General features: G+C 43.7%; 19 protein-coding genes. 12 read left to right on the forward strand and 7 right to left on the reverse strand.

Going from position 1 to position 23,278, the window contains the following annotated elements; all coding sequences use genetic code 11:
* Positions 1-48 precede the first annotated feature (48 nt).
* Positions 49-864, reverse strand: a complete 816-nt coding sequence (locus Q0590_RS31085; RefSeq protein ID WP_302041560.1) for a choice-of-anchor tandem repeat GloVer-containing protein — start codon at positions 862-864, stop codon at positions 49-51.
* A 566-nt stretch (positions 865-1,430) separates the two neighbouring features.
* Between Q0590_RS31085 and Q0590_RS31090 the strand changes: the two genes are divergently transcribed.
* Positions 1,431-1,559 (forward strand): hypothetical protein, encoded by a 129-nt coding sequence (locus Q0590_RS31090; protein ID WP_302041561.1) that lies wholly within the window; start codon positions 1,431-1,433, stop codon positions 1,557-1,559.
* A 407-nt stretch (positions 1,560-1,966) separates the two neighbouring features.
* Here Q0590_RS31090 and Q0590_RS31095 read toward each other — a convergent pair whose 3' ends face one another.
* Entirely contained in the window at positions 1,967-4,255 is a 2,289-nt protein-coding gene (locus Q0590_RS31095) for a carbohydrate binding family 9 domain-containing protein (RefSeq protein ID WP_302041562.1), read from the reverse strand.
* Between the two features lie 540 nt (positions 4,256-4,795).
* Here Q0590_RS31095 and Q0590_RS31100 point away from each other — a divergent pair.
* Together Q0590_RS31100 and Q0590_RS31105 are read left to right on the forward strand one after the other, a co-directional pair.
* On the forward strand, positions 4,796-5,029 hold the full coding sequence (locus Q0590_RS31100; RefSeq protein ID WP_302041563.1) for a hypothetical protein: 234 nt from the start codon (positions 4,796-4,798) through the stop codon (positions 5,027-5,029).
* Positions 5,013-5,399: a hypothetical protein gene (locus tag Q0590_RS31105; RefSeq protein WP_302041564.1), complete on the forward strand. Its 387-nt coding sequence runs from the start codon at positions 5,013-5,015 to the stop codon at positions 5,397-5,399. The genes Q0590_RS31100 and Q0590_RS31105 overlap by 17 nt, the downstream gene beginning before the upstream one ends.
* A 414-nt stretch (positions 5,400-5,813) precedes the next feature.
* Here Q0590_RS31105 and Q0590_RS31110 read toward each other — a convergent pair whose 3' ends face one another.
* A complete protein-coding gene (locus Q0590_RS31110; RefSeq protein WP_302041565.1) occupies positions 5,814-6,773 on the reverse strand; it encodes a serine hydrolase domain-containing protein in 960 nt (319 codons plus the stop codon).
* A gap of 525 nt (positions 6,774-7,298) precedes the next feature.
* On the opposite strand from Q0590_RS31110, the gene Q0590_RS31115 reads away from it, so the two are divergent.
* Together Q0590_RS31115 and Q0590_RS31120 are read left to right on the forward strand one after the other, a co-directional pair.
* The gene (locus tag Q0590_RS31115; protein WP_302041566.1) at positions 7,299-7,973 is read left to right on the forward strand and encodes a Crp/Fnr family transcriptional regulator; all 675 of its coding nucleotides are present in this window, start codon (positions 7,299-7,301) and stop codon (positions 7,971-7,973) included.
* Entirely contained in the window at positions 7,954-8,688 is a 735-nt protein-coding gene (locus Q0590_RS31120) for a CatA-like O-acetyltransferase (protein WP_302041567.1), read from the forward strand. Before Q0590_RS31115 ends, Q0590_RS31120 begins: the two co-directional genes overlap by 20 nt.
* A 43-nt stretch (positions 8,689-8,731) precedes the next feature.
* On the opposite strand, the gene Q0590_RS31125 is transcribed toward Q0590_RS31120, so the two are convergent.
* The 3 genes from Q0590_RS31125 to Q0590_RS31135 all read right to left on the reverse strand — a co-directional run bounded on the left by Q0590_RS31125 (position 8,732) and on the right by Q0590_RS31135 (position 10,960).
* Positions 8,732-9,271 (reverse strand): RBBP9/YdeN family alpha/beta hydrolase, encoded by a 540-nt coding sequence (locus Q0590_RS31125; RefSeq protein ID WP_302041568.1) that lies wholly within the window; start codon positions 9,269-9,271, stop codon positions 8,732-8,734.
* Between the two features lie 95 nt (positions 9,272-9,366).
* Entirely contained in the window at positions 9,367-9,537 is a 171-nt protein-coding gene (locus Q0590_RS31130; protein ID WP_302041569.1) for a hypothetical protein, read from the reverse strand.
* Positions 9,518-10,960: a pyridoxal phosphate-dependent decarboxylase family protein gene (locus Q0590_RS31135; protein WP_302041570.1), complete on the reverse strand. Its 1,443-nt coding sequence runs from the start codon at positions 10,958-10,960 to the stop codon at positions 9,518-9,520. Before Q0590_RS31135 ends, Q0590_RS31130 begins: the two co-directional genes overlap by 20 nt.
* A 104-nt stretch (positions 10,961-11,064) precedes the next feature.
* Between Q0590_RS31135 and Q0590_RS31140 the strand changes: the two genes are divergently transcribed.
* Complete coding sequence (locus tag Q0590_RS31140; RefSeq protein WP_302041571.1) at positions 11,065-11,643, forward strand: Crp/Fnr family transcriptional regulator; 579 nt, start codon at positions 11,065-11,067, stop codon at positions 11,641-11,643.
* 258 nt (positions 11,644-11,901) lie between these two features.
* On the opposite strand, the gene Q0590_RS31145 is transcribed toward Q0590_RS31140, so the two are convergent.
* Positions 11,902-12,429: an SET domain-containing protein gene (locus Q0590_RS31145; protein WP_302041572.1), complete on the reverse strand. Its 528-nt coding sequence runs from the start codon at positions 12,427-12,429 to the stop codon at positions 11,902-11,904.
* A gap of 568 nt (positions 12,430-12,997) precedes the next feature.
* On the opposite strand from Q0590_RS31145, the gene Q0590_RS31150 reads away from it, so the two are divergent.
* The 6 genes from Q0590_RS31150 (at position 12,998) to Q0590_RS31175 (ending at position 23,219) form a co-directional block, all read left to right on the forward strand.
* Positions 12,998-13,603 carry an RNA polymerase sigma factor gene (locus Q0590_RS31150; RefSeq protein ID WP_302041573.1) on the forward strand — a complete coding sequence of 202 codons (606 nt, stop codon included), beginning with the start codon at positions 12,998-13,000 and terminating at the stop codon, positions 13,601-13,603.
* 78 nt (positions 13,604-13,681) lie between these two features.
* The gene (locus tag Q0590_RS31155) at positions 13,682-14,701 is read left to right on the forward strand and encodes a FecR family protein (protein WP_302041574.1); all 1,020 of its coding nucleotides are present in this window, start codon (positions 13,682-13,684) and stop codon (positions 14,699-14,701) included.
* Between the two features lie 119 nt (positions 14,702-14,820).
* Positions 14,821-17,898, forward strand: a complete 3,078-nt coding sequence (locus Q0590_RS31160) for a TonB-dependent receptor (RefSeq protein WP_302041575.1) — start codon at positions 14,821-14,823, stop codon at positions 17,896-17,898.
* 125 nt (positions 17,899-18,023) lie between these two features.
* Positions 18,024-19,139 (forward strand): phytase, encoded by a 1,116-nt coding sequence (locus tag Q0590_RS31165; protein WP_302041576.1) that lies wholly within the window; start codon positions 18,024-18,026, stop codon positions 19,137-19,139.
* Between the two features lie 1,192 nt (positions 19,140-20,331).
* A complete protein-coding gene (locus Q0590_RS31170) occupies positions 20,332-22,476 on the forward strand; it encodes an ATP-binding protein (RefSeq protein WP_302041577.1) in 2,145 nt (714 codons plus the stop codon).
* Positions 22,477-22,814: 338 nt separating this feature from the next.
* Positions 22,815-23,219: a response regulator gene (locus Q0590_RS31175; protein ID WP_302041578.1), complete on the forward strand. Its 405-nt coding sequence runs from the start codon at positions 22,815-22,817 to the stop codon at positions 23,217-23,219.
* The last annotated feature ends 59 nt before the right edge of the window (positions 23,220-23,278 follow it).

Here is a 23,278-nt window from a genome sequence, read left to right on the forward strand (position 1 = left end):
ACAAAGCTAATTCATTTTGAGCCCTTTATGCTTTTACTAATCCATAGTTCACGTTCTATAACCTGAACCATCAGCAGAGAGCGTAAAGATGATGCCACTAAGATTGGTGCCACCGGTTGCCTGGCCATACAAGTAGCCATCACTTGCCTCTATCAGGCCGCCTACAGGTATGTTAGCAGCGGCAAACGTCTTAATCAGCCTAAACCCCGAGCCATCCGTAGAGAGCTTAAAAACCGTGCCCCCACTACTATTTATACCACCAACTGTCACCCCATATAAACTACCATCGCTTCCTTGAATGAGGCTGCCTATCGGAGAAGCGCCGTCGATGAAAAGGTTGTTCTTTATTACCCTAAACTCTGAGCCATCAAGGGCTAGCTTGAAGATGGTGCCTGCATCACCAGACCCACCAAACATGGCCTGGCCATACAAGTAGCCATCGCTTGCCTCTATCAGGCCGCCTGTAGGAAAAGCGCCGTCCGTAGAACGGGTAAAGTATTTAATGACTGTAAACTCTGAGCCATCAGGAGCCAGTTTAAAGATGGCGCCATTATTCGTGGGGCCACCACTATTTGCCATGCCGTACAAATAGCCATCACTTGCCTGGAGCAAGCTGCCTGTAGGACTATAAACATCCAGGCTGAAGGCGTGCTCCACGGTAAAATCTGTTCCGGTGCTTTTGAGCGAAAATGCTGTTCCGGCACCCTTGGGGCCAGCGGCCGAAGTTAAGCCCCATAGCACCTCTTGCGCAAGGGAAGGCGTTGTAAGCAGGCAACAAAAAGGTAAAAGGATAGCCCATAGGCAGCTCATCGCTAGGTTAGCGCAGCTAGGCTTGAGTGAAAAGGATGGTATCAATCGGTTCATTGTATGGAAGGAGTTTGGTTAGGTGAGAGTAGAAAAAGGGAACTATAACCACTACTTGCAGCTAGGGCACGGTCTGTTCTAGGTTAGGACAAAGCATGAGCATATGTATGGCTGGATCAAGCCTGTTGGGCCATTTATAGAAAAATGTAGAGGAGTGGCCTAGTAAGCTGTGGAGCAGATAAATAGCCTCGTGGGTGGGCAGCGGATCAAATGCATAGGGGCAAAAAACTATGAAGTTAAAAGATAGAACCAAAAACAGCTACCCTACTAAACCTTGCGAGAACCTATACCTTTATAAGTTTGACTGCTACCATTCCACATCTAAATACCAGGAAATGAAAAAAGAGCGTGGGTAGTGAAACTTTCTTCATCTCCGCATCCGGACTTGTTTACCTGCAGGCAAAGAGCAGCCTTGTTCTCCCTTAGATACCTACAACCAGGAGAAAAACGATTTTAACTGCTGCCAATGAAAGATAAACTATAGAGTTGGTTTTATCAATACCCATTTTCAGGTATTTTATGCTAGCAAAACAGGTTTGTTTTCTATGGGCTTATCCGGCTATCGGTTGACAAAAGATCGTCTTTTGCTTTTAGCTAAAAAGAAACGGGAAGAGGAAGAAACAAAAAGTAAGGAGTTGAGTGCTATGCTTTCTCCTCCTGCCTATGGTGCCCATGTAGATGAAGGGAGGGCTTGAGTTAGGTTAAACGCCATAAAACTTAACAGTTTGGATAAATAGCAATGGATATTCTGATAGTGAATTATATCAATCAACCCTCGCCCAACGTTCAGTTTCCTAATGGCTATCAACGACTTTGGCTACCAAAAGAAATACCTTCTGAGTAGCTATATCTCCTTAGTAAGCGGTGCTGAAAAAATAAGGTTATAACACCTGAGACAAAAATTTGCGGCAACTATTTATCCGCCAACTACACGCTACTAGAAGCAGGTTGTTTCCAAATAACAGCTATAAACACTCCCTGCTTAGCAATACTGGAAAGCTTTGTTAATGGCCACAAATCAGTAACCCGCAGTAAAGTAGGTGGTGTAATTACAAGCATGGCAGATGGATTAGCCGGTCAATGGAAAAGTTGTTTACTTGCCTTAAAACTGCTTCAGGTAAGTAACCTTTCCGATCAAATGCTGGCTATGTTGCCGTTCGGCAGAGATGGGGGTAAAGGCTCGCTGGTTATACACCAGGTACACAAAAGACAAAGGTTTGAACTCCCAGGCTAAGCGCATATTCCAGACATCCCGTTCACCTGCCGTATTTTTCTGATAGAAGCTGATTAATTGTAGCCTGGGATTGATGGCCAGCCGGCTCTCCAGGCTCAACAAGTGGATGGTAGGCGACCTTTGTTGAATACCTACCTGCTTAAGCCGATTATTTTCATAGCTTACTTGCAGGGAAATGTGGGGTATGGGAGAAGCCCGCAGGTTAACTTGTAAGTAGTCCATCGTTCCATTATAATATCCCCCTGTTTCATAATTTATCATATAAGAGATTTTTTTGGAGGGGTCACTTCCCAAGAGCACATTGTATCGCAGAAAATGATACCTTCCGGCGGCAATATCTGTATCTAGGGGACTAAACGTGTCGTCAAGTTGCTGATAAATGCGGTTAATGAACACGCCGAGCATGCCACCCGATTGCAAGGTAAACCATACAGGGTTCAGGCTTACCTGCATTTCCTGAAACTTGCCGGTAGTAGCCTGGTGATAGAATTCGGAGAAAATTCCCGGCTCAAAACTTCGGATAAAGGCAGGCAGCCATTTGCTGCGGTTTACTAAGAAGAAACCAGGAGTGGTAGCAATGACATTGCTTCTGGAAACAAAGCCAACATCGGGCTTAAATTGCTCGCCAACGAATGCTTGTGTCCACCAGCCTACCAGTGAATTGCTGTTGTAGTTGAGCTGCATGTAGCCGGCTAAGCCCTTGCTTTTCTCCCCTGCATCGCTGGCACCTATAGCCATCAAATTTAACGATAAGGGCTGGCTCAGCCTGAAAAACCCATCGATGGCACCTACCGCATTAATATTGCCAGCCAATGTATCCAAGGATTCTGTATGCTTTAGCGTCACTAAAGCTCCTAAGCGGTGTTGCTTCCCAATATTTTCTGAGTAACGGCCTACCGCATAGGTAGAGGCAGCCTGAGCTGTACTTCCCCGCTGACGCATCAGCATCCCCCCATAGTTTCTGTCTGTAGAACGGTATACTACCCTGGCTCCTGCATCAATGGGCAGCGGATTGCCCGACGCATCCAATCCAACTGAGCGGCTGAAAAAAGGTTGGATTCGCATGGCACCTCCAACCAGATCATCTGAAGGACTTAAGCCGGCGCCGAATAAACTGGCATTTTCCAGAAAAAACTGCCTTCGCTCGGGAAAAAATACAGAAAATCGTGAAACGTTATTTACCTGCCTGTCTACATCTGCCTGGGCAAAATCTGTATTGACTGTTACATCAAGTACGGTATTGGGGTTGACCGCCCATTTTACCTCCCCTCCGAATTTATAGCTAAAATTTTGCCCATACCCTACCTCACTGCCCTTATACTCATCAAAGGATGCTAACACATAAGGCTGTATGCGTACGTTAGGTGAAGGAGGCGGAGGCTGTAGATTAGTTAGTTGCCCGGCATAGGCCATACGCAAAGGAGAAAAAGCCCTGGGAAAAGGTGACCAGCCGGAAAGTTCATTGCTATAGCGCCTGTTGCGGAAAAAATTAATCCCCCAGGTTTGCCTCTCAGAGTCCGGATAGCGTAGGGTCTGCCAGGGAATAGCTATTTCGGCCACCCACCCGGAATCTGTTCTCGAGGTGCGTACCTTCCATAAGCCATCCCAGTCGGTATCATACAGCAGGTCATCAAAAGATAGCAAATCACGCTGTGTTCCATAAGGGTTGGTCATAAAGGTCATCGCATTGCGCTGGTCGCTGAACCCATCAATGGCCACACCAAATACATCATGCGCGACATCCTCAAAGTCGCGTTGAAAATTGGGAGCCCGTAAACTTTTTTTACCCAACGAGTCCTGACAGAAGGCAGCTATATAGAGAAAGGCATGATTATACACCATTTTTACTTCTGTATCGAAGTTTACCGGCTTTCCCTGGTAAGGTTCTACCTGTGTAAAGTTGGCCACAGGTGTAGCCTGCTGCCATTCTGTTTCCTCCAGCAATCCATCTATCTTTAGATTTCCCTGAACAGGGGTAGCTTCGATCGTTTTTTTTACAGTATCAGGCTCAAATATGTCCTGACAAAAGGCTGAGGGTATATAAAGGTGCGTAGCAGCAATAAGAACAGAGAAAATAAGGCTACTAGTAGGATAAGCTTTACTAGCTAATTTGCCAAATACAAGCACCTGTACTTTTACAGCAGTAATACAAAACATATAAGGGTGAACGCCTAAAAATCCTTGCCAAATATATCACTTATCGGCCAATATCGATGGTGCTTGGATTGATTAACTTTTTGTGAAAAGCTAGTCAGCTAGCCAATTAGCAGAAGCTAATCAAGGGAGAAGTGTTACTTTCCGTAGTAGGCTATTTAGTGTAGGTAAGAGGGGAGCAGCTAATGGCCTGTGCCTAAGGCCCTACAAGGCTATCTGCGTTGTGCCCATACATGGAGTTTCTTAGAACAAAAAAATCAAAGTACTTAGCTTTCCTCTACATCATTCTCTGTGAGGCAAAAGCCGTTTTCTGCTAGGAGCTGAAAACCAAAATTAGCATATAATTTTTATGGGTTGATACCCTGATATAAACACTATGCTATTGATTTTCAGTGGATTGACGGAATTTTTATTGCTACTGTCTACCTTTTATCCACTTGCTCTGTTGGGAAGTCGTCTTTTAGTCCACCTTCTTTTTTTGGGGATTGCAAGCCCTTGCCCTTGTTTTGTCACAAGTTTAGTATTCACCAAATTCTGAAAAAAATGATGACAGACCACTTTGCCAGCCGCGCGCAATTCCTGGCAGCTTATGCTGAGGAAAAAGGCATCTCCTGGAAACAGGATGCGCAACACCTGCCTAAAGGCGACCATTTCGCACGCTTGGGCTTTTTAGCTGACCGTTTAGGGATATCTTTTGCGCTAGCCCTGGACGAAGCACTAACCAAAGAAACTCTTCACAACCTATCAAACAAGAAAGACCATGCCAGAATTAGCTGATTATGAAGTTGCTGCCAGTTCAACTTTTCTCTCGGCAGGTAAACTGCTGAGTACTACTTTTAATAGCGGAGGCAGAAACGCCGGAAAGCGTGCATATGCTCAGATATCTGCCCTTGGAGGCCTGAAAACAAATGTTCAGGGCATGGGTTTTAGAATGGTCCTCAATGGCACCTCTATTGGCACGCACTATGTCAGCCGGTTCCAGGAGGGTCAAAACTTTGTTATTTATGATCAGATGCTGGTAGAATTTTCATCGGATCTGCTTAAACCAAGTGGAGACAATACGTTTGTGCTCCTTCCGCAATATACCGACCAAACAGATTATTGCTGGATTGGAACCGCTATTGTGCACTTTCGGCAGAATAGCTAAATGTAGCAATACAGGCACCGCTGGTAATTCGAGCGGTGCCTTTGCTTACTGCTTGTTGGCTTGCCTAAGAAGAATTGCTTCTAGTTGGATCAGGTATTCCAAAGGGCAGGTTATTATATAATACATGCTTACTTTAAGTGAATGATGGCCGAAAATACGTCAGCACACCCCTAAAGCTAAAGAGGAGTTAATATGCTTATCTCTTTCCTCAGCTTGCAGAGTTTGAGTCTGCATTTACCCCGCATTTGAACTTTTGACATACCTCATTGTACATTCACAGCACAGACTACGTTAAGCATCCGCTAAAATAAAGTGGTTAATCTTAAAGCCCAACCTGATAAACTCTTCCATAGGCTAAAGTCAGGTTTATAGATACTTGGCTGTCTAAAGCATGATACCCTGCATGAAGAGGTATTAGTGTTGGTACTCAGCAAATGCCTCAAGTAAGTGCTCAAGTAAATGATCAATGGATAGCGTAGGCGTGTTGAAAAAATTACTCCCATAGATGACTATCACGGCCTCTAGTTGGGGAATGATAAATAATCGCTGGTCGCCCCATCCCCGCGCAGCTATCACCTCTATTTTACCTTGATGGGTAAGCCTCCACCATTGATAGCCATACTCGAAGCGGGTTCCCCACCCATTTGCTCTGTTTGTCGCAAAATGGGCTTGTACAGACTCATCGATCCATTGCTGGGAAACGATACGCTTGCCTTGCCAAACGCCACCGTTTAGTACCATTTGTCCTATCTTGAGCAAATCCCTGGCAGACAGAAATAATCCTCCCCCGGTATGATATTGTCCTTTCTTTGTGCTCTGCCATTTGTAATGCGTGATGGAAAGCGGCCTAAAAAGATATTGGTTAGCAAACGCTTCTACGGTTTGTCCTGATACCCGTTGAACAATACCTCCCAAAGCAATCGAGCAGCCACTGTTGTAGTAGAAGCGGCTTCCCGGTGGCTCCTTCATCGGCTGGCTCAAGAAGTAGCCTATATAATCTTTGCTGTCGTTCATGGCCAGCTGATCATTGGTTTTCCGGTCTACTACTCCTTCTTCCTGCCAGTCGATACCAGAGGACATGGTTAATAAATCCTTCACCCGTATCCTGGTTTTAAGCGAATCAGTAAAGTAAGTATGAGGAAAAAAGCGGGTAATGGGTTCCTCTACTGATGGTAAATAACCCTGATCCAGAAGAATACCGACAAGTAAAGCATTGATACTTTTAGTAGCAGACTGTAGCGTATGTAGCTTTGAGGAATGATATTTATGGAAGTATTGCTCAAAAAGTAGCTTATCTCTAACAGATACCAAAACAGCATCCACTTGCCCAAAATCTCCGGCCCTTATCTGCTCATTAACTTTGTTGAGTTGCATAGAGTCAAGGGTGCCTTGCGCAAGGATGCATGCAGGAGGAAGGCATGAAAGGAAAAAAGACAGGATCAATAAAGTTGGCTTGATGAAAGAAAGCATAAGGAATAGGTACAGCCTTACCAAGGCCGAGGGCTAGCCGGTATGGAAAGATATAGACTCTTTACCAGCCAAACAACAGATAGCCTAGCTAAATCATGCGTGTACGCTGAAACTTCCTTCACCCTTGCTTCAAAAGACAGGTCATAGACCTGCCCCTTATACATTACCAGATTACCGCGTTTGTTCTTCTTGGCTTTTGTCCGAAAACTTAGAGCCAGACACAAGTATACCTTCCAAAAAGTAGACTGGGCTAAACCTATCAAAACTATTACCCCAATACCTAAGCTGACAGCCAATATACTTTGTATCATCTAAACTTTCCATCTTCACGCCACAACATTTAACTTACATAACCCTGCTCTATCTTGCTACTTAGGCCTACCGGACATTTGTCCTTTTATGCAAAAGTAAGAATAGTGATCTTTGTGTATGCAATACCACTTACTCTCTCAATACAGGACAGCGGTCATTCAATATTTAACTAACCATAAGCAGTTATTTGAAAAATATAGCATCAGCCCTGTGCTGCACCAACCACGTCAAACGCTGCTCAAACAGGATGCTGCACCACATAGTGTTTTTATCCTTTCCTCTGGCCTGGTGAAAGTCGTACATACTACCTCTCTGGGCCAGAGATTTACCTGGGGTGTTTTTGAAAGAGGAGAAGTAGTAGGAGATGTGGAAGCGATTATGAACATGCACTACTTCAGCACGGTAGAGACCGTAACCCAATGCAGCCTCTGGAAAGTGGCTCCTGAACAATTTTTGCAAATGCTCTCAGAAGATGCCGGTTTTAATCTGTTGATTCATCAAGCCATGATTTCTAAACTTCTGAACACCTCTTATAAAGCAGCTATTCAGTCTACCAATAAACTTTTCTACTCGCTACTCATTGTTTTGCGTGAGTTCTCCAGGCTCAATGAGCTAGAGATCTCTAAGCAACTACTTTCAGAGACCTTAGGTACCTCTTTGCGGAATTTGAACAGATTATTAGTTGAGTTAGAGCAGGAAAAGGTCATCAGGATAGAGCACACCCTGATCAAAGAAATCAACTTTCCTGGTTTGCAACAAAAAATCCATGCCTATGAAAACGCTATACAATAAAACACCTTTCCTGACAAAGGGATGGGCGCGGGAAGAGACTTTTAACTTCTTCCTGTCCTTTTCTCAACCTTACTTTAATGTGCATACAGAAATAAATATTACCAGCCTCTATCATTATGCAAAGTGGGAACGGCTGTCGGTATTTCTATCTTATTTGCATGCTGCCACAGAAGCGATGCGCAAAACAGAGAACTTTTTGTTAAGAATAGAGGAGACTGAGGTAGTAAAGTATGAGGCGGTAGATGTATCCACAACCGTGTTGACAGATAGTAAAACCCTGTCTTTTGTACACCTGCCTCACCACCCGGACCTACCTACTTTTTGCCGGGAGGCCTCTCAACTGGTAAAAGAGGTACAAAAGAACAATAAGCTCTTCAATGGCTATAATGGCTCTGACTTATATCATGCCACTACACTACCCTGGTTTAAGTTCCATGGTATGGAGCATGCCTATGAGGACAAGTCAAAAGATGCCATTCCCAAACTAACTTTTGGCAGGTTGGAGTGGAGAGGCAATCAGGTGATACTTCCGGTAAGTATACGGGTACACCATGCCCTGGTAGACGGCTACCAAATACACGTATTTCTGGAAAATATGCAGCTAAGTATGCAGGCTGCCGTTACTGTTAGTGCTGCAAAGCCAAAGCATACACTTGAGAGAATGAAATCCATGCGTCGATTTTTAAAACCGATCATGCAAGCCTATAATCTATAGTTACCTTAAAAGGTTTTTTTAAAGGATTACTACCAGTTAGGGCTTACCGATGTTGATCTAATGTAAGAAGCAGTTGCAACCCTTGCGGCCAGTCTTTTAATTGAGTGGCTGAATTAATATGGCCCAAAGCCCCTACATTGACAAATTGACTACCCCAGCATTGGGCAAAATAGCGGGCTCTTGCTAGGCTCACATATTCATCATTGGTGCTGGCCACCACTATAGAGGGAAAAGAGAGCTTCTGCAAGGGCATGGGAGAAAAGCCAATCGCTGTGGAGGGAAAGTCTGCCGCTTCTGTATCGGCCGGTGCTACCAGTAAAGCCCCTTTTATTGTTCTGCCATATTTTTCAGCCCAGGCAGCCATGGTGGCACATGCTAAACTATGGCAAACCAAAATTACATCTGATGCAGCATAGTGAACGACGGCTTTGTCTAGTGCTTGCACCCAATCCCTACAGGTGGGTGTTTGCCAGTCGAGCTGGTTTACACGCGGAAAATGGTATGATTGCTCCCAGTACGATTGCCAGTGTTGCTCATCGGAATTTCCTAGTCCGGGTACAAGCAGGATACTAGATTTAAACATGAAAGGTTTTGTTAGATGCCATACTTTTTGAGCAAGTTTTCCTGCTAGCTAAATTAATGAACCTTACAAGCATAACCCTTATTTGCTGGTAAAAGTTATTGGTCTTTTTCTGGCAAAAGCCCTCTCAATTCTTTTTCTCCATCTAACAGGTAATAGGCAATGAACTCGAATGGAAAGTCACAAGTAGCTGTTACGCCTGAGGTGCCAATAACTGCCAAATGACCTAGATGCACTGTTGGGGGCTGTTTATCGGTATGTTTTTTCAAATGCATCAATATGTTCAAACAACACGTTTATATGCTCCTTTTTGAAAAAAGGATTCAGCAACACTACCCTTAGCCATACATTATTTTTGTAGGTAGGGAGTGAAATAAAATAACCTGCATTTTTTAGTAAATATCCCTGTAGTTGTTCATTCCATTGATCGTACGCATGGTCGCCTATATACTCTGGCTCTCCACGGAAGCACACTATATTTAATTCCGGCTGACTGGATACCTTTAAATAGGTTCGTTTCGATAACTCTTCAGTAAAAATTTTGGTAAGATGCAGATTGTAATCAATGAGTTGTTCATAGCCTTGCTTGCCTATGCTAGTAAGAGAAAGCCAGAGTTTTAAAACTTCAGCCTTTTTTGTCCCTTGAATACTGATTTCTCCTAAATTGATAAACTCAGGTTGTGCTTTCATGTAGGGGGCAGCCACCTGAAAGCTCTTTACCATGTTTTGAAAATCTCTAAACAGAACCATTGAACAAGTTTTTGCGACGAAAAGCCACTTTTGTGGGTTAAACGAGATGGAGTCCGCATGCTCAATTCCTGCCAATAGATGCGTATACTTTTGGGAAAAAATGAGTGCACCCCCATAAATAGCGTCAATATGTACCCACAAGCTGTATTTTTTCGCAAGAGCCGATATATCTAATAAAGAATCTATCGTACCGGAAACGGTTGTCCCGGCGGTAGCTACAATGGCAAAGGGCTGTTTTCCCGAAGCTAACAGATTGGTAACCTGGTATTCTAAATCTGCTATGTCCATTTTAGCATCCTGGGTTGTCTTTACTTTTACCACGTTTTCTCTACCGATACCTAGTAGCATGGCAATCTTTTGAATAGAGGCATGCGCATGTTCGGATGCTATAATGACAGGCTCTTTTTGTAGACTAAAGCAGTTTCCATTTGGTGTATGCAGCACTTCATTTCTGGCAACTATTAATGCCTGCAGGTTAGATAGCGTGCCTCCACTAAGCAGTATACCACCCGAAGCATCCGGGAGACCGAAAAGAGTGGAGAATTGTTTCGTTATTGAATATTCAAGTTGAGTTAGGAACGGCGACATCTCCAGGCTCAATAGATTATTATTGATGGCCGAAGCCAGGTAATCGCCAAGGATGGACCACAGGGTGGGAATGCTGTCCATGTGGCCTATATACTTTGGATTAGCAGCATTCATACTATGTGCTAAAATCTCTTTGACAGATTCCGTAAGTTGAACATCCTTTTTAGGAAGGTCGGGAATCGTAAAGTATGGATCAGTAAAACGAGTAAATGCAGGGTATGGGGAATAGTTGCTGGCATCAGTTAAAAAATCCAAGATTTGGCTTGTCAGCTTGCTTATTGTTTCTTGAACTGATTCCCTATTTGAATTATCAGGCGAAATAAACTTTTCTAAAATTTCTTTATTCAGTTGCATAACTCTTCCTATATAGGTTAACAAATACGATGCATGTTTGCTTCTTTTTTGCAAAGGGAGAGAAACTTTGCGTACTTGGAAAGGACATTTGTCCCGCAAGTAAAATGATACGAGTTAACCTGGAATTATTACCTTACACTGTTAAGATTCATGACAAAGAACCGGATTTATATGTAACAGAGCAAAAGTTTAGCCCCGGAGAACAAATTATACAACAAGGCAAAAGAGTGTCTTATGTGTATGTGATAAAAAATGGCATAGCCAAATGCTACTTATCGGAAGATAATGGCAAAGATTTTATCCAGGAGTTTTTTGGTGAAGGCGAATTGTTTGGAGAAATAGAAGTAATAAATGATACCTTGAGTTTCTGCTGTATAGAAGCTATTACAGCAGTAGAAGTATATAAAATAGAAAAAAGGTATTTCAAAGAAAGCTTGTCAACAGACAAAACATTTTCTGAGTTAATCATAAAATCTCTAACGAGTAAAATCAGCTACAAAGCACATAGGCATGCCTATCATCAATCCCACACGAGTGAAGAGAATCTGCTAAGGCTTGTAGGCATGTTTCCCCAACTGCTAACCAAAATTTCTAAACAAGACATAGCCAGTTATTTAGGCATTACCCTTAGAAGCCTTAATAGAACAATCAATGATCTAAAGAATAGAAATTTAATAGGTTGAAATACAAGCAGGTTTAGCTACAAGTATGTACATTAATTGGACTTTTCTGGCATTCTTCTGTTGGCAGCCGCACCTGCAATTTTATCTACCAGACACCCATCTTAAAAAAACAGCAGTATAGGTAGATAGCTACTTCTGTTCTAAGGTGCCCAGTTTTCGGACAAAGACTAGGAAGTACAGAACGTGTAAGCTAGTACTGTATAAGGGATAGTTATTTTTACCAATGCGGAAGTAGGCAAAGTAAGTATGGATATAGTTTTACATAGCATTTATTTTTAGCTGTATATAGGAAGAAAAATAACCCCTGTATTTTGTTTGTAGCTGCTCTAACCGCCAGTCTGCGTTAGTGATGAGCCCCCGGCAATGAGAAGACCGGCAATTACATGGCATAGGTTCTTTATCAGCTCCAAACATGGCGTAATCAATGGTCAATTCTTCGTCAGGCATAATCTCACGCATGGCAACAAAGAGTATTTGCCCAAGTATTCCCACGTTTGGCTCACAGGAATGATTCAAAAACATCATTACAGTTTCTACTTCCGCTGTACGGAGGGGAGCAAGCACTAGCTCATCAGCAATAGGATATGCCCAATATCCTACAGGTTTAGTAAGTATTTCTTCCATCTCGCGAGTGAGAATGTGCCCCCCTCTGACCGAAATGATTTCGCCTTTATCTATTGCTTCCTTGGCAAACAAGCCACGACCTTGCGTAGGACTTGTTCGTATTTCGGTTTTCATGGACCGGTAGGAGGAGGCATTGGTAGCTGTGACTTTTGTAGGGTTCATTTGTAGATTTCTTTAATCTTCCTCATGGTAATGCATTTGCCCAGGCATAACAACAAAGCTATGCTGGCGTACTTTTGCTTTTTTTAGCTTCTGTTGAAATACCCACTATAAATTCAATCGTTTCAAGGCTCAGCTGTAGCGCATCTATAGAAACACAACAGGAGAAACACAACAGTGTAGCCATCTAATAAACCTTCATAAATCAATACTATTGCTGGAAAATACGCTTAGTTGAATGATTAAATAAAACAAAAAAAATTCATGAAATCCACGTTTTATGCTTTTTTGTAGAAGGCAACGGCAAAGGAATGGCCTAACTACCTTTTGTTCTGACTAGTGCGCTTGTCCTATGATATTCCGCTACAATTCTGGCCTCCTTGTTATTACATCCGGTTTCTATCTGCATCGGTGAGCTTATACGTATGCAGGACACGAAACGAGAGATGCGCTATTGTATTAGAGCTGTTTAAGTAGTATTAACACAAATTTCTCTATATGTTAATCTCAATAGGTTGATAATGATTTATGAAATGGGAAAATTTGCCCTGCACTTACTTTTACCTGCCCATTGAAAATTCTCTCGCTACATGCCGATACAGATGTGCTGCTGTTTTCCAGAATTAAAGCAGGAGATGAACAGGCCCTGCGCGAGTTGTTCAGAAAGTATTATGCCGGACTTTGTACCTTCGCTTATGCATTCATTTCTAACAAAGAACAGGTAGAAGAACTGGTAGCCGATGTATTTATGAAAGTTTGGGAAAAACGGGAAACAATCAATATTACCTCCAATGTGAAAGCCTATCTGTACACCATTACCAAAAATCAGGCTCTGGCTTACCTGCAAAAATCCCGGCCCTCTTTTCAATCTATAGATAAGCTGCCACTGCATCTGGCAGTGGACTATGTTACCCCGGAAGAACAGGTATCTTCTACAGAATTTTTTCAAGGGTTGAATGCTATCATCAACACCTTGCCCGGGCAGTGCCGCCTGGTGTTTATTATGCATAAAATGGATGGCTTCTCTTATCAGGAAATAGCCGGTATTCTGCAGATTTCAGTAAAAACGGTTGAAAACCAGATGGGCAAAGCGTTAAAACTAGTCAGGGAGCAACTGCTGAAAAAACCACTGCATGCCAGCAAAATTCTATATTTCCTGTCCATAACAGTATGGTAATACAAGCTTAACCGGTTTGCATAGGGGGACTTTTTTGAAATACCCATCTGTAAAGGTATAACCGCTTATACCGCCTAAATGAAAAATCCCGTTACCTGGCAATTATTGGCCAAGCATTTTGCCCAGGAGACATCTCCCGAAGAAAACCAGCAGATAGAACAATGGCAGGCAGAAGATACATCCCATCAGCAACTGTTCAATCAGGCCAGAAAAGCCTGGCAACAGCCTTATGCAGGTAATCCGGCCTTTGATCCCAATAAGGGACTCAGGCAGCTGGATGCAAGGCTAGCTCAATACTCCCGGCCACCGGCCACCTCATCCCGCACCTATAAAATGCCCAGTTGGATACCTTGGGCAGCCATGGTTATTGTTATAGGTGGCCTGGGCCTGCTTACCTATCTGTCTTCAGGGTATGTTAGGCCCCGGCCTGCCATTGAATACGTAGAACAGACAACTCCCTATGGGCAAACATCCCTGGTGACGCTGGCTGATGGCTCAAAAGTGTATTTAAATGCCCTGAGTAAACTTAGGTATCCCAGAATGTTTGCAGCTAGCACACGTGAGGTGTATATAAGCGGAGAAGCTTTTTTTGAAGTTACTCCCAATCCGGATAAACCTTTTCTGGTGCACAGCGGCCCGCTTACAACCAAGGTACTGGGCACTTCATTTAATATAAAAGCCTATGCAGGCGATAGCAGCCAGGTAGTAACAGTCGCTTCCGGAATAGTACAGGTCGCAACTGCCGGAAACCGGGCGGCAGCAAGTCAGAAAATACGTCTTTCCCCTAACCAGCAAGCCAGTTATTCTATGGCTAGTCAGCTAACCAAAGCCCAGGTAGACGCAGCTGCGCTGATAGCCTGGAAAGAGGGCATGCTTCGCTTTGATGATACACCGTTAGGTGAAGCATGCCGGCAGCTGGAAAGATGGTATGGCGTAAAAATTATCTTTCACAATAAGGCCATTCATAGCTGCCTATTAACCGCTCAGTTCCGCAACGAACCGTTGAGCGTTGTACTGGAAAGTGTGAGCCTGAGTACCGGCATCCAATACACACAGCAGGGCAAGACCATATTCTTCAAAGGCCAAGGTTGTTCCTGACCAACCTCATACGTAACCATGCTTTCATAAAGCAGAGCCACTTCAACATCTTTAAACCGACTACTAATTCCTGAACACAACCTACACCTGACTAAGACTACTGATCAACACACGTTATTATGAAAAAGAAACAACTACCCATTTTACCAAGCGCAAACAGACTTTTTGGTATAGTCAGCTTAACGCTAGCCATTCTCTTATGTAATATCCAACCGGGCATAGCAGGTTCCGGCCAGGTGCATAGCATAGAAGAAGTAATCGTTTCGCTGGAGCTGAAGAATGCCACCATTAAACAGGCTTTCGGGGAAATAGAAAGCAAAACCGACTTCCGGTTTGTGTATAACTCACGTAAAATAGACATTGCCGGTAGAATCTCGATGAAAGCCGAAGGAAGAACCGTGGCCCAGGTACTCAATGAACTGTTTGCCCATAGCCCTATTGCTTATAAACAAGTCAGCCGCAACATTGTGCTTCAGCCAAAAGAAAAAACTACTGCAGCCGCCTTAGCCATGGATGAGGAAAGAGCAATTGTTTCGGGTAAAGTACAGGATGAACAGAATGGGCAGCCGCTGCCAGGAGCGAGTGTGGTAATTGGGGGTACTACATTAGGGACATCCACAGACTTATCCGGCCAGTTCAGCTTTGTTGCACCCCTGGGAGAGGTTACATTGGAAATCAGCTATCTGGGGTATAGGTCTAAAAGTATGCCCTTTACCGTGCAGCCAGGTACAAGCAATGTACTAACTATTCCGCTTACCAGTGCCTCTTTTGAAATAGAAGGCATTACGGTAATGGGTCTGTTGCAGGGCCAGAGCAAGGCTTTAAACCAGCAAAAAACAGCAGACAATATCAAAAATATCGTAGCCGCTGAACAAATAGGCCGCTTCCCTGATCCCAATGTAGCAGAAGCCTTGCAACGGGTGCCAGGGGTAAACATTGAACGGGATGAAGGAGAAGGCCGGTATGTACTGGTCAGAGGATTGGCTCCGCAGTTTACCAATGTCAGCATCAATGGCGAACAGATTCCTTCTCCGGAAGCCGGTATCCGCTACGTAGCCCTGGATGCTATTCCGGCAGACCAGCTATCTTCCATTGAAGTAACCAAAGCTCTTACGCCCGACATGGATGGAGATGCCATTGGCGGTTCGGTAAATTTAATCACCCGCACGGCTGAAAATACCAAGCTGAGTGTATCGGGCACCCTGGCTGGCGAATACAACAACCTGATGCAGAAAGGCGGCTATCAGGGGGCATTAACCATTAGTCAGCGGGTAGGCAAAGAGGGTAAGTTTGGGTATATGCTCAACGGCAGTTACTATGCCAGCCAGCGGGGGTCAGATAAAAATGAAATGTCGGACTGGGATAGCCCTACAGACCTGTATACGTTTGAACTGCGGGATTATGAGATAGACCGCAACCGGGTAGGCCTCAGCGCTACATTCGACTACCGGTTTAATGCCAACAGCCAGATCTATTTCCGCAGTATTTACAGTGATTTGCGGGAGCACGAATGGCGCAGAAGCCTGCTGTTTGCATACGATGAGGAGGATGAAGTATGGACCATCTCCCGGCAAACAAAAGACCGGCCAGAAAATCAGGGCGTATATAGTTTTAACCTGGGAGGCACGCATACTCTCCCCCGGCTAAACCTGGATTATGAAGTATCCCTTTCCAGAGCCCGGCAGGATACCCCCTACGACAGGCAAACCAACTTTGAGTCGGATGATGTATTCTTTAATAATGCCACCAACCGGCTGGATGTATCCAATCCACTTATACCTAAAATTCCTGCCCTTGTCGATGAAGATGGGCAACCCTTCGACTACCTCAATAATGCATCTTATGTTTTCGATACTTATGAGGCCTCCCGTACCCTGGCTACCGACCGAAACCTCACTGCCAAGATTAACCTGGGTTTGCCTTACTCGCTGGCAGGCAATGCAAGTACCTTGAAATTTGGCGGCAAAGTACGGTTGAAAGACAAAAACTACCGCTTAAAAGAATACAACGAATGGGCGTACGAAGGAGAGCAAGATTTACCTATCAGCCGTTTTGCAGGAGGATTAGTAGATAATAATTTTCAGAATGGCGATTACCGCATTGGTTCGTTTGCCGATGTACCCACCTTTAAAAGCTTCTTTGATGCCAACAGTTCAGATTTTGAAAACGATGCCCAGGCAACTGCTGAAGAAAGGGCCGCGGAAGAATATACGGCTACAGAAAATGTGTATGCTGCCTATCTGATGAGCCGTACCCAGTTTAATAAACTCATGCTGCTGGGAGGTATCCGTTTTGAGCAGACAAATGTAAGCTATCAGTCGGGTCAGTGGGATGCAGAAGAAGAAATAGCAGTGCCGGTATCTGGCACTGCCACCTACCGGTACTTCCTGCCTATGGGCCACATAAAATACAGCCTGACGGATCATACCAACCTGCGGGCAGCGGCTACTTTTTCATACGCCAGACCTAACTTTGAAGACCTGGTGCAAGGAGCAGAGTTTAACCTGGGAGAAAGAGAAGCCAGTATCGGCAATCTGGCCTTGAAACCAGTAAGCGCCCTGAATCTGGACTTGTTCGCAGAACATTACTTTGGCAGCGTAGGTATCCTTTCTGGTGGTATATTCTACAAAAGGCTCGATAATTTTATTTACCGCCGCACCAATGTACAAACCTTCCGGGAAGTAGATAATGTAGAGCTTACGCAGGCCGTAAATGGCCGCACGGCAGATTTATTTGGATTTGAAGTAGCCTGGCAGCAAAATCTTACGTTCCTGCCAGGATTTTTACGTGGCCTGGGTATTTATGCAAACTATACCTACACTTCCTCTGAAGCCAGGTTGCAGAACTTTACAGAATCAGATCAGCAGGAAATCACCATATCTTTGCCAGGGCAATCAGACCATGTGGGAAACGTAGCCCTGTCTTATATGATGGGTGGATTTAATGGCCGGATATCCGCTAACTTTAACGGCAAGTTTGTGAGCGAAATCAGTGATGGAAATTTGTATTCAGTAAACAACCGCGTCCAGATAGATTTATCCGCCAGCCAGACCCTTACACCAAAGCTGCGCATATTCCTGGAAGCCGTAAACCTGACTAACCAGAAAAGAGTGGATTTTGATAACTCTCTGGCCACCCCCCGCACCCGGGAGTTCTATGGATTCTGGACCAGGCTGGGTGTTAAATTCGACTTTTGATTTTACAAACCATTCGCATTGAATATACTAGTCTCTGCTTCTCTCCATTACTCCGGCTGCCGCACAGCTATGCCGTAGCCGGAGTAAAGAAGGGGAGTGAGCGTATAATTACCTAACCCTGGTCTATGAAACAATCCATACTTATAGTTGCCGCCTGTGCGCTTTTTGCCTGCTGCAACCCGCAACAAAAGCAAGCTAATCAACAAGCTGCTACTATATCCGGTAACCCAACCGATACTATCAGGCCGGTACTAATAACGGAAGCCGCTGAGCACGACACCGATGATCCGGCTATCTGGATTCATCCCACTGACCCTGCCCAAAGTCTGATTATTGGTACAGATAAAGATTCTCTCGGTGCCTTATATGTGTATGATCTGAATGGCAAAATTATAGAAGACAAAGTAGTAAAAGGCCTGCTACGGCCTAATAATGTAGATATTGAATATGGGTTTGAGATGAGTGGCCAGCAGGTGGATATTGCCGTAGTTACCGAAAGGCTTACAAACAAGATCCGTATTTTCTCCCTGCCGGATATGAAACCCCTGGACAAGGGCGGCATCCCGGTATTTGAAGGAGAAGCCCAGCGGGCACCTATGGGTATTTCTCTCTACAAGAACCCGCAGGACACTAAAATGTATGCTATGGTAGGCCGCAAAGAAGGCCCCACCAACGGCTCCTACCTCTGGCAATACCTCCTGGAAGAAGGTCCAAAAGGTACTATCAAAGCTACCGTTGTCCGGAAGTTTGGTACCTGGAGCGGAAAAAAAGAAATAGAATCCATTGCCGTAGACGATGCCCTGGGCTATGTGTATTATTCAGATGAAGGTGTAGGCGTACGGAAGTACTATGCACATCCGGATAGCAGCCATACCCAGTTAGCCTTATTTGCCAGCAGCGGCTTTGCCCAGGACCATGAAGGCATTTCCATCTACCAAACAGACGAGCAAACCGGCTATATTATAGTGTCGGATCAGCAGGCGTCCAGGTTTCACATCTTTACCCGGGAAGGGAGCCCGGCTAATCCACATGAGCATACCCTTGTAAAAACCGTAACCCTGGCTGTAATAGAAAGTGATGGTTCTGAGGTGACCAGCCAGAGCCTGAATAAACAGTTCAAAGGCGGGTTATTTGTGGCCATGTCTGACGACAAAACATTTCATTACTATGCCTGGAAAGATATTTCGGGGGGAAACTTAAAAATCAAGGAAGAAGAGGCTCTAAAGGAATCATTCGATTAACAGAATTTAAAATCTTTTTGCTTGTAATTTTAAAAGCTGATATAAAATTTCCAGCTACCCCTAAGCTATTTGCGGAATAAGCGAAGAAAGGATGAAAGACAGACCAGGATTTGTTGTATAATATATAAATCTTTTCAATCATCGTTTGTTATCGATTACTGTTTAGCTTTTAATGAAAGTCCATCAGGTGAAATGGATAAGCTTTGTAGTTTTTTCTTAAGATTGTAGTTCTCTATTGATTGTCACCAGGCGTTATTTTGTAAAATCTATTGGCAGGAGTAGTAATTTAATGGTTAATCTTTTATCAGCTAAGATGTAACAGCTAACAGTCTTGTTCGGCTATCAGTTGACAAAAACATCAGTTGAATATTCGCTAAAAATAAAAGGGGGCAAAGGGGGCTGTAGGAACTTGAAGCGCAGGATAAAACCACTTTAATCACCATTACTTATACAATAGCTTTTTCCTTAGTGGCTACTATTTCGTAGCAAGACTACTTTCCACTTTAACGGGGGAAACCCAAAAGCGAGCAATCGCTGCGTGGAAAGGCTCTGCAGCACTTGATCAAGGGCTTGTATTTTACGCTCGTATGTCTCAAGGCGTTGTTGGTAAACCAGTATTGCTTGATTATTGGCTATTCTTTATAGGTCAGCCAACTTGTAATGTTAGCTGTATGTAGCAGAGCTTATACAGCTGCTCAGCAAAAAGCATAAGCTAGGATAGAAACGGTCTTTCGCTGAAACCCAATATTGTCCAATCAAACGGAAAAGTAGCTATTGCCATTCTCACTACAAAGCTGTCAAGTACTTAAATCTTGAACCATGTTTTTAAGGGCAGTTTGCCTCATCTTTTCTGAAGGGAACAATGCGTGTGAGTGGCAGACCAGGCAAGCAACTGTCTAAGGCAAGAAGCTAACCGGATAAAGCAGGCTACCAGTTAATGCAACTACCCTAGGAGCTTCATTTTTTTTCGTTTCAAGCAGTAACTTTTTGTGTATGAGCCAATCCGAGAGTGAGTTATGTTGCAGAAGAATAGTATTTGAATCATAACTTTTTCGTATTAGATTTACTGAAGGTCTGTATTCTTTCCTCTTCCTATGCCTATCTTAGAGAAGCAATGGATGCCAAGAAGCTTTTTTTTAACTAAGAAGATGGATTTGTAATACTTTTTGAACTGTGTTAACTTTTAGCTTGTATGGATCTGCTTGGCTCTTTGGAGAAAAAAATAGTGGTGGGCTCAATTGTTGCGTTGATTCTGCTCTTGATCATTGGAGTAGTTCCATTGCTTAGTATCCAACGCTTAGTTGCCTCTGCAGAACAGCTGCAAGATGTGGAGGCCTCTCTAGAGAGCCTTGGAACAACGCTGTCTCATCTAAAGGATATCGAAACAGGCACCAGAGGCTTTGTTATTACCCGGAGAAGGGAGTTTTTAGAACCTTATCAAAGTGCTTTAGCACAACTTCCCCATGAGTTAAGCCTACTTCCTGGCACGTTGCATGCTGCTAAGAACAGGTCCTATTACCTGCCTACGTTGCACGCGCTAATCACCCAAAAAATAGCTTTATCTGAAAGCATTATTGAAAGGAATACAAAAGAAGCATCTAGCCAAGCTTCCCAGTTGCAGCAAATTGAGCAAGGGAAAAGACTAATGGATCAAATCCGGGTGCTTATTTCCCAGATGCAAATCGAAGAGAGAAACCTGCTTTCTATTCGGGAAAAACAAAATGCGAGTCTCATTACAATCACCTATGTAGTTATCATAGGCTGTAGCCTGGTAGCTATCTTTTCTGTTTTGTTCTCGATTATTTTTATCAGAACAGATGTAGTTAAACGCAGGAAAGCAGAAGAAAACCTGCTAAAAAGTGAAGCCTTACTCAATGAAGCCCAGCGTATAGCTAAGATGGGCAGCTGGGAGTATGATGTGGAGAAAGATCAGCTTTCGGCTTCCGATTCCTTACACAAGATTTTCGAAGTGAGCGATACAAAGCATGCGCTGGAAACCTCTGAGCAATTTTATCACTATCTACACCCAAACGATAGGGCAGGGCTCCAACAAGCAAGCAAGCAGTGCATAGAAACTGGAGAAAGCTTTCAGACAGAATACCGGCTTTTGCTGCCCGGAGGCAATCAAAAATACATCTTGAGCTATGTAAGGCCCTTGAAAGAGCAAGAGGGAAATGTCAGAAAAGTAAGAGGCACCTGTCAGGACATAACAGAACTCAAATATGCGCAAGAGGCGCTTGTTCAATCTGAGAAATTATTTTCTACTATTTTCAAGTTGATTCCTTTTCCTACAGGCATTACCCGCTTGAGAGATGGAAAAGTGATTGTGGCCAATGAGAAAGCCTTACAGGTGTTTGGGTATACAGCTCTTGAAGTGAGCAATACCACTACAATCGAGCTGAAGCTATGGAACAATCCTCAGGAAAGGGAGTTGCTCGTGCAACAGCTAAAAAGGCAGCCCATCCTCGAGTTTGAAAAAAAATATTATACCAAAGAAGGCAAAGAGTGGGATGCCATCACCTATATAGAAGTCATAGAATGGGATAACGAACCCTGTTTACTCATTATTTTGCAAGATATCACCGATCGTAAAAGAGTAGAGGAAGCCATTAAAGCCTATGCAGGACAACTCGAAGAGCTCAATGCAAGTAAAGATAAGTTCTTTTCTATCATTGCCCATGATTTGCTGAGCCCCTTAAATGGGATACTTGGCTCGGCAGACTTGTTAGCCAATCAACTCAACCATCTACAAGAAAAAGATATTCAAGAGCTTTCCAGGGCAATTTACAGCTCTACAACCCACCTAAAAAAATTACTGACCAATTTATTGGAATGGGCAAGGATGCAAAAAGGAGAGCTGGGTTTTCAGATAGAAAGGGTAAACCTTTACAAGATTGCTTGTGAAGAAATTGCCTCCTTGCAAGAGAATGCCAGGCAGAAAGAGCTTACCTTAGATATATGTATTCCTCAAGCACTACTCGTGCAAGCAGATGAGCCAATGCTTCGTACTGTAATCAGAAACCTAGTAGCAAATGCCATTAAGTTTTCAAATACAGGCGGCTATATCTGCATAAAAGGAGAAGGGCGGCAAAAACAAGTGCAAATCAGTGTACAGGATACAGGTGTAGGCATGAGCAGGCAAATGCAGCAAAAACTGTTTCACTTAGAAGGCAAACAAACCTCTGTTGGAACAGCCGGAGAAAAAGGAACAGGCTTAGGACTTATGCTCTGTAAAGAATTCATAGAAAAACATGGAGGAAAGATATGGGTAGAAAGTGAGCCTGGCAAAGGGAGCATTTTTATGTTTACCCTTGCTAGCCATGTTGAAAAGGAATAACTGTTAAGACTTTTTTATGTAGAAGCCTTCGCTTACTCACAACTAAAAATCACCGGCTGAAATCAGCGGCTGACTGCTTCCAATGAGCTAAGCAGGTTCTTTATCAGCCCTATTCAGATTAAAAGCCAGGTGATCAAAAGCAGGCAGGGTAAGCATAAAACAAAGTAACTAGAGAGGACAGCACAGGAAAAAGGCAAATTGCTTGAGTCAAGAGTATAGGGCTTATGAGACATACTTCTATACTAGTTTACCGGGCCGGAGAGGGTTAGGTATAATTTATTGGTAGTATAGGCCCATAATTAATACATTTATAGGTACACCTAGCATGGATCTGCTTTATGAAAAAATTATACAAGACCATTCTCGTAGATGATGATGCTACCTGTGTCTTCATTGCTCAGATACTGATGAAAAAAGCAGGCATAACCCAAGGCATCTATACGGCTGAGAATGGCCGGCAGGCACTGGAGCTAATTGAGCGAAGCTGCCAAAAGGATTATCAAGGGAAGGATGCCTGCTGTCCGGACCTGATTCTGCTTGACATCAATATGCCGGTTATGAACGGCTTTGAGTTTTTAGAAGCCCTTGATCAACGATGGGGCTTAAATCCGCAGATTACCAGGATCTATTTGCTGACTAGCTCTACCAATCCTGCGGATGTAGAAAAAGCCAGCCGCTATGCCATAGCCGGGTATATCGAGAAACCACTCACTTTGGAGAAATTAATCAGTCTTGGGCTTTAAGGGGAAGCTGTCTACCTGTTCGCTAATTTCAAAACGCTCACGCCTACTTCCGGACAGAT

Source organism: Rhodocytophaga aerolata, from assembly GCF_030503435.1.
Classification (GTDB): domain Bacteria; phylum Bacteroidota; class Bacteroidia; order Cytophagales; family 172606-1; genus Rhodocytophaga; species Rhodocytophaga aerolata.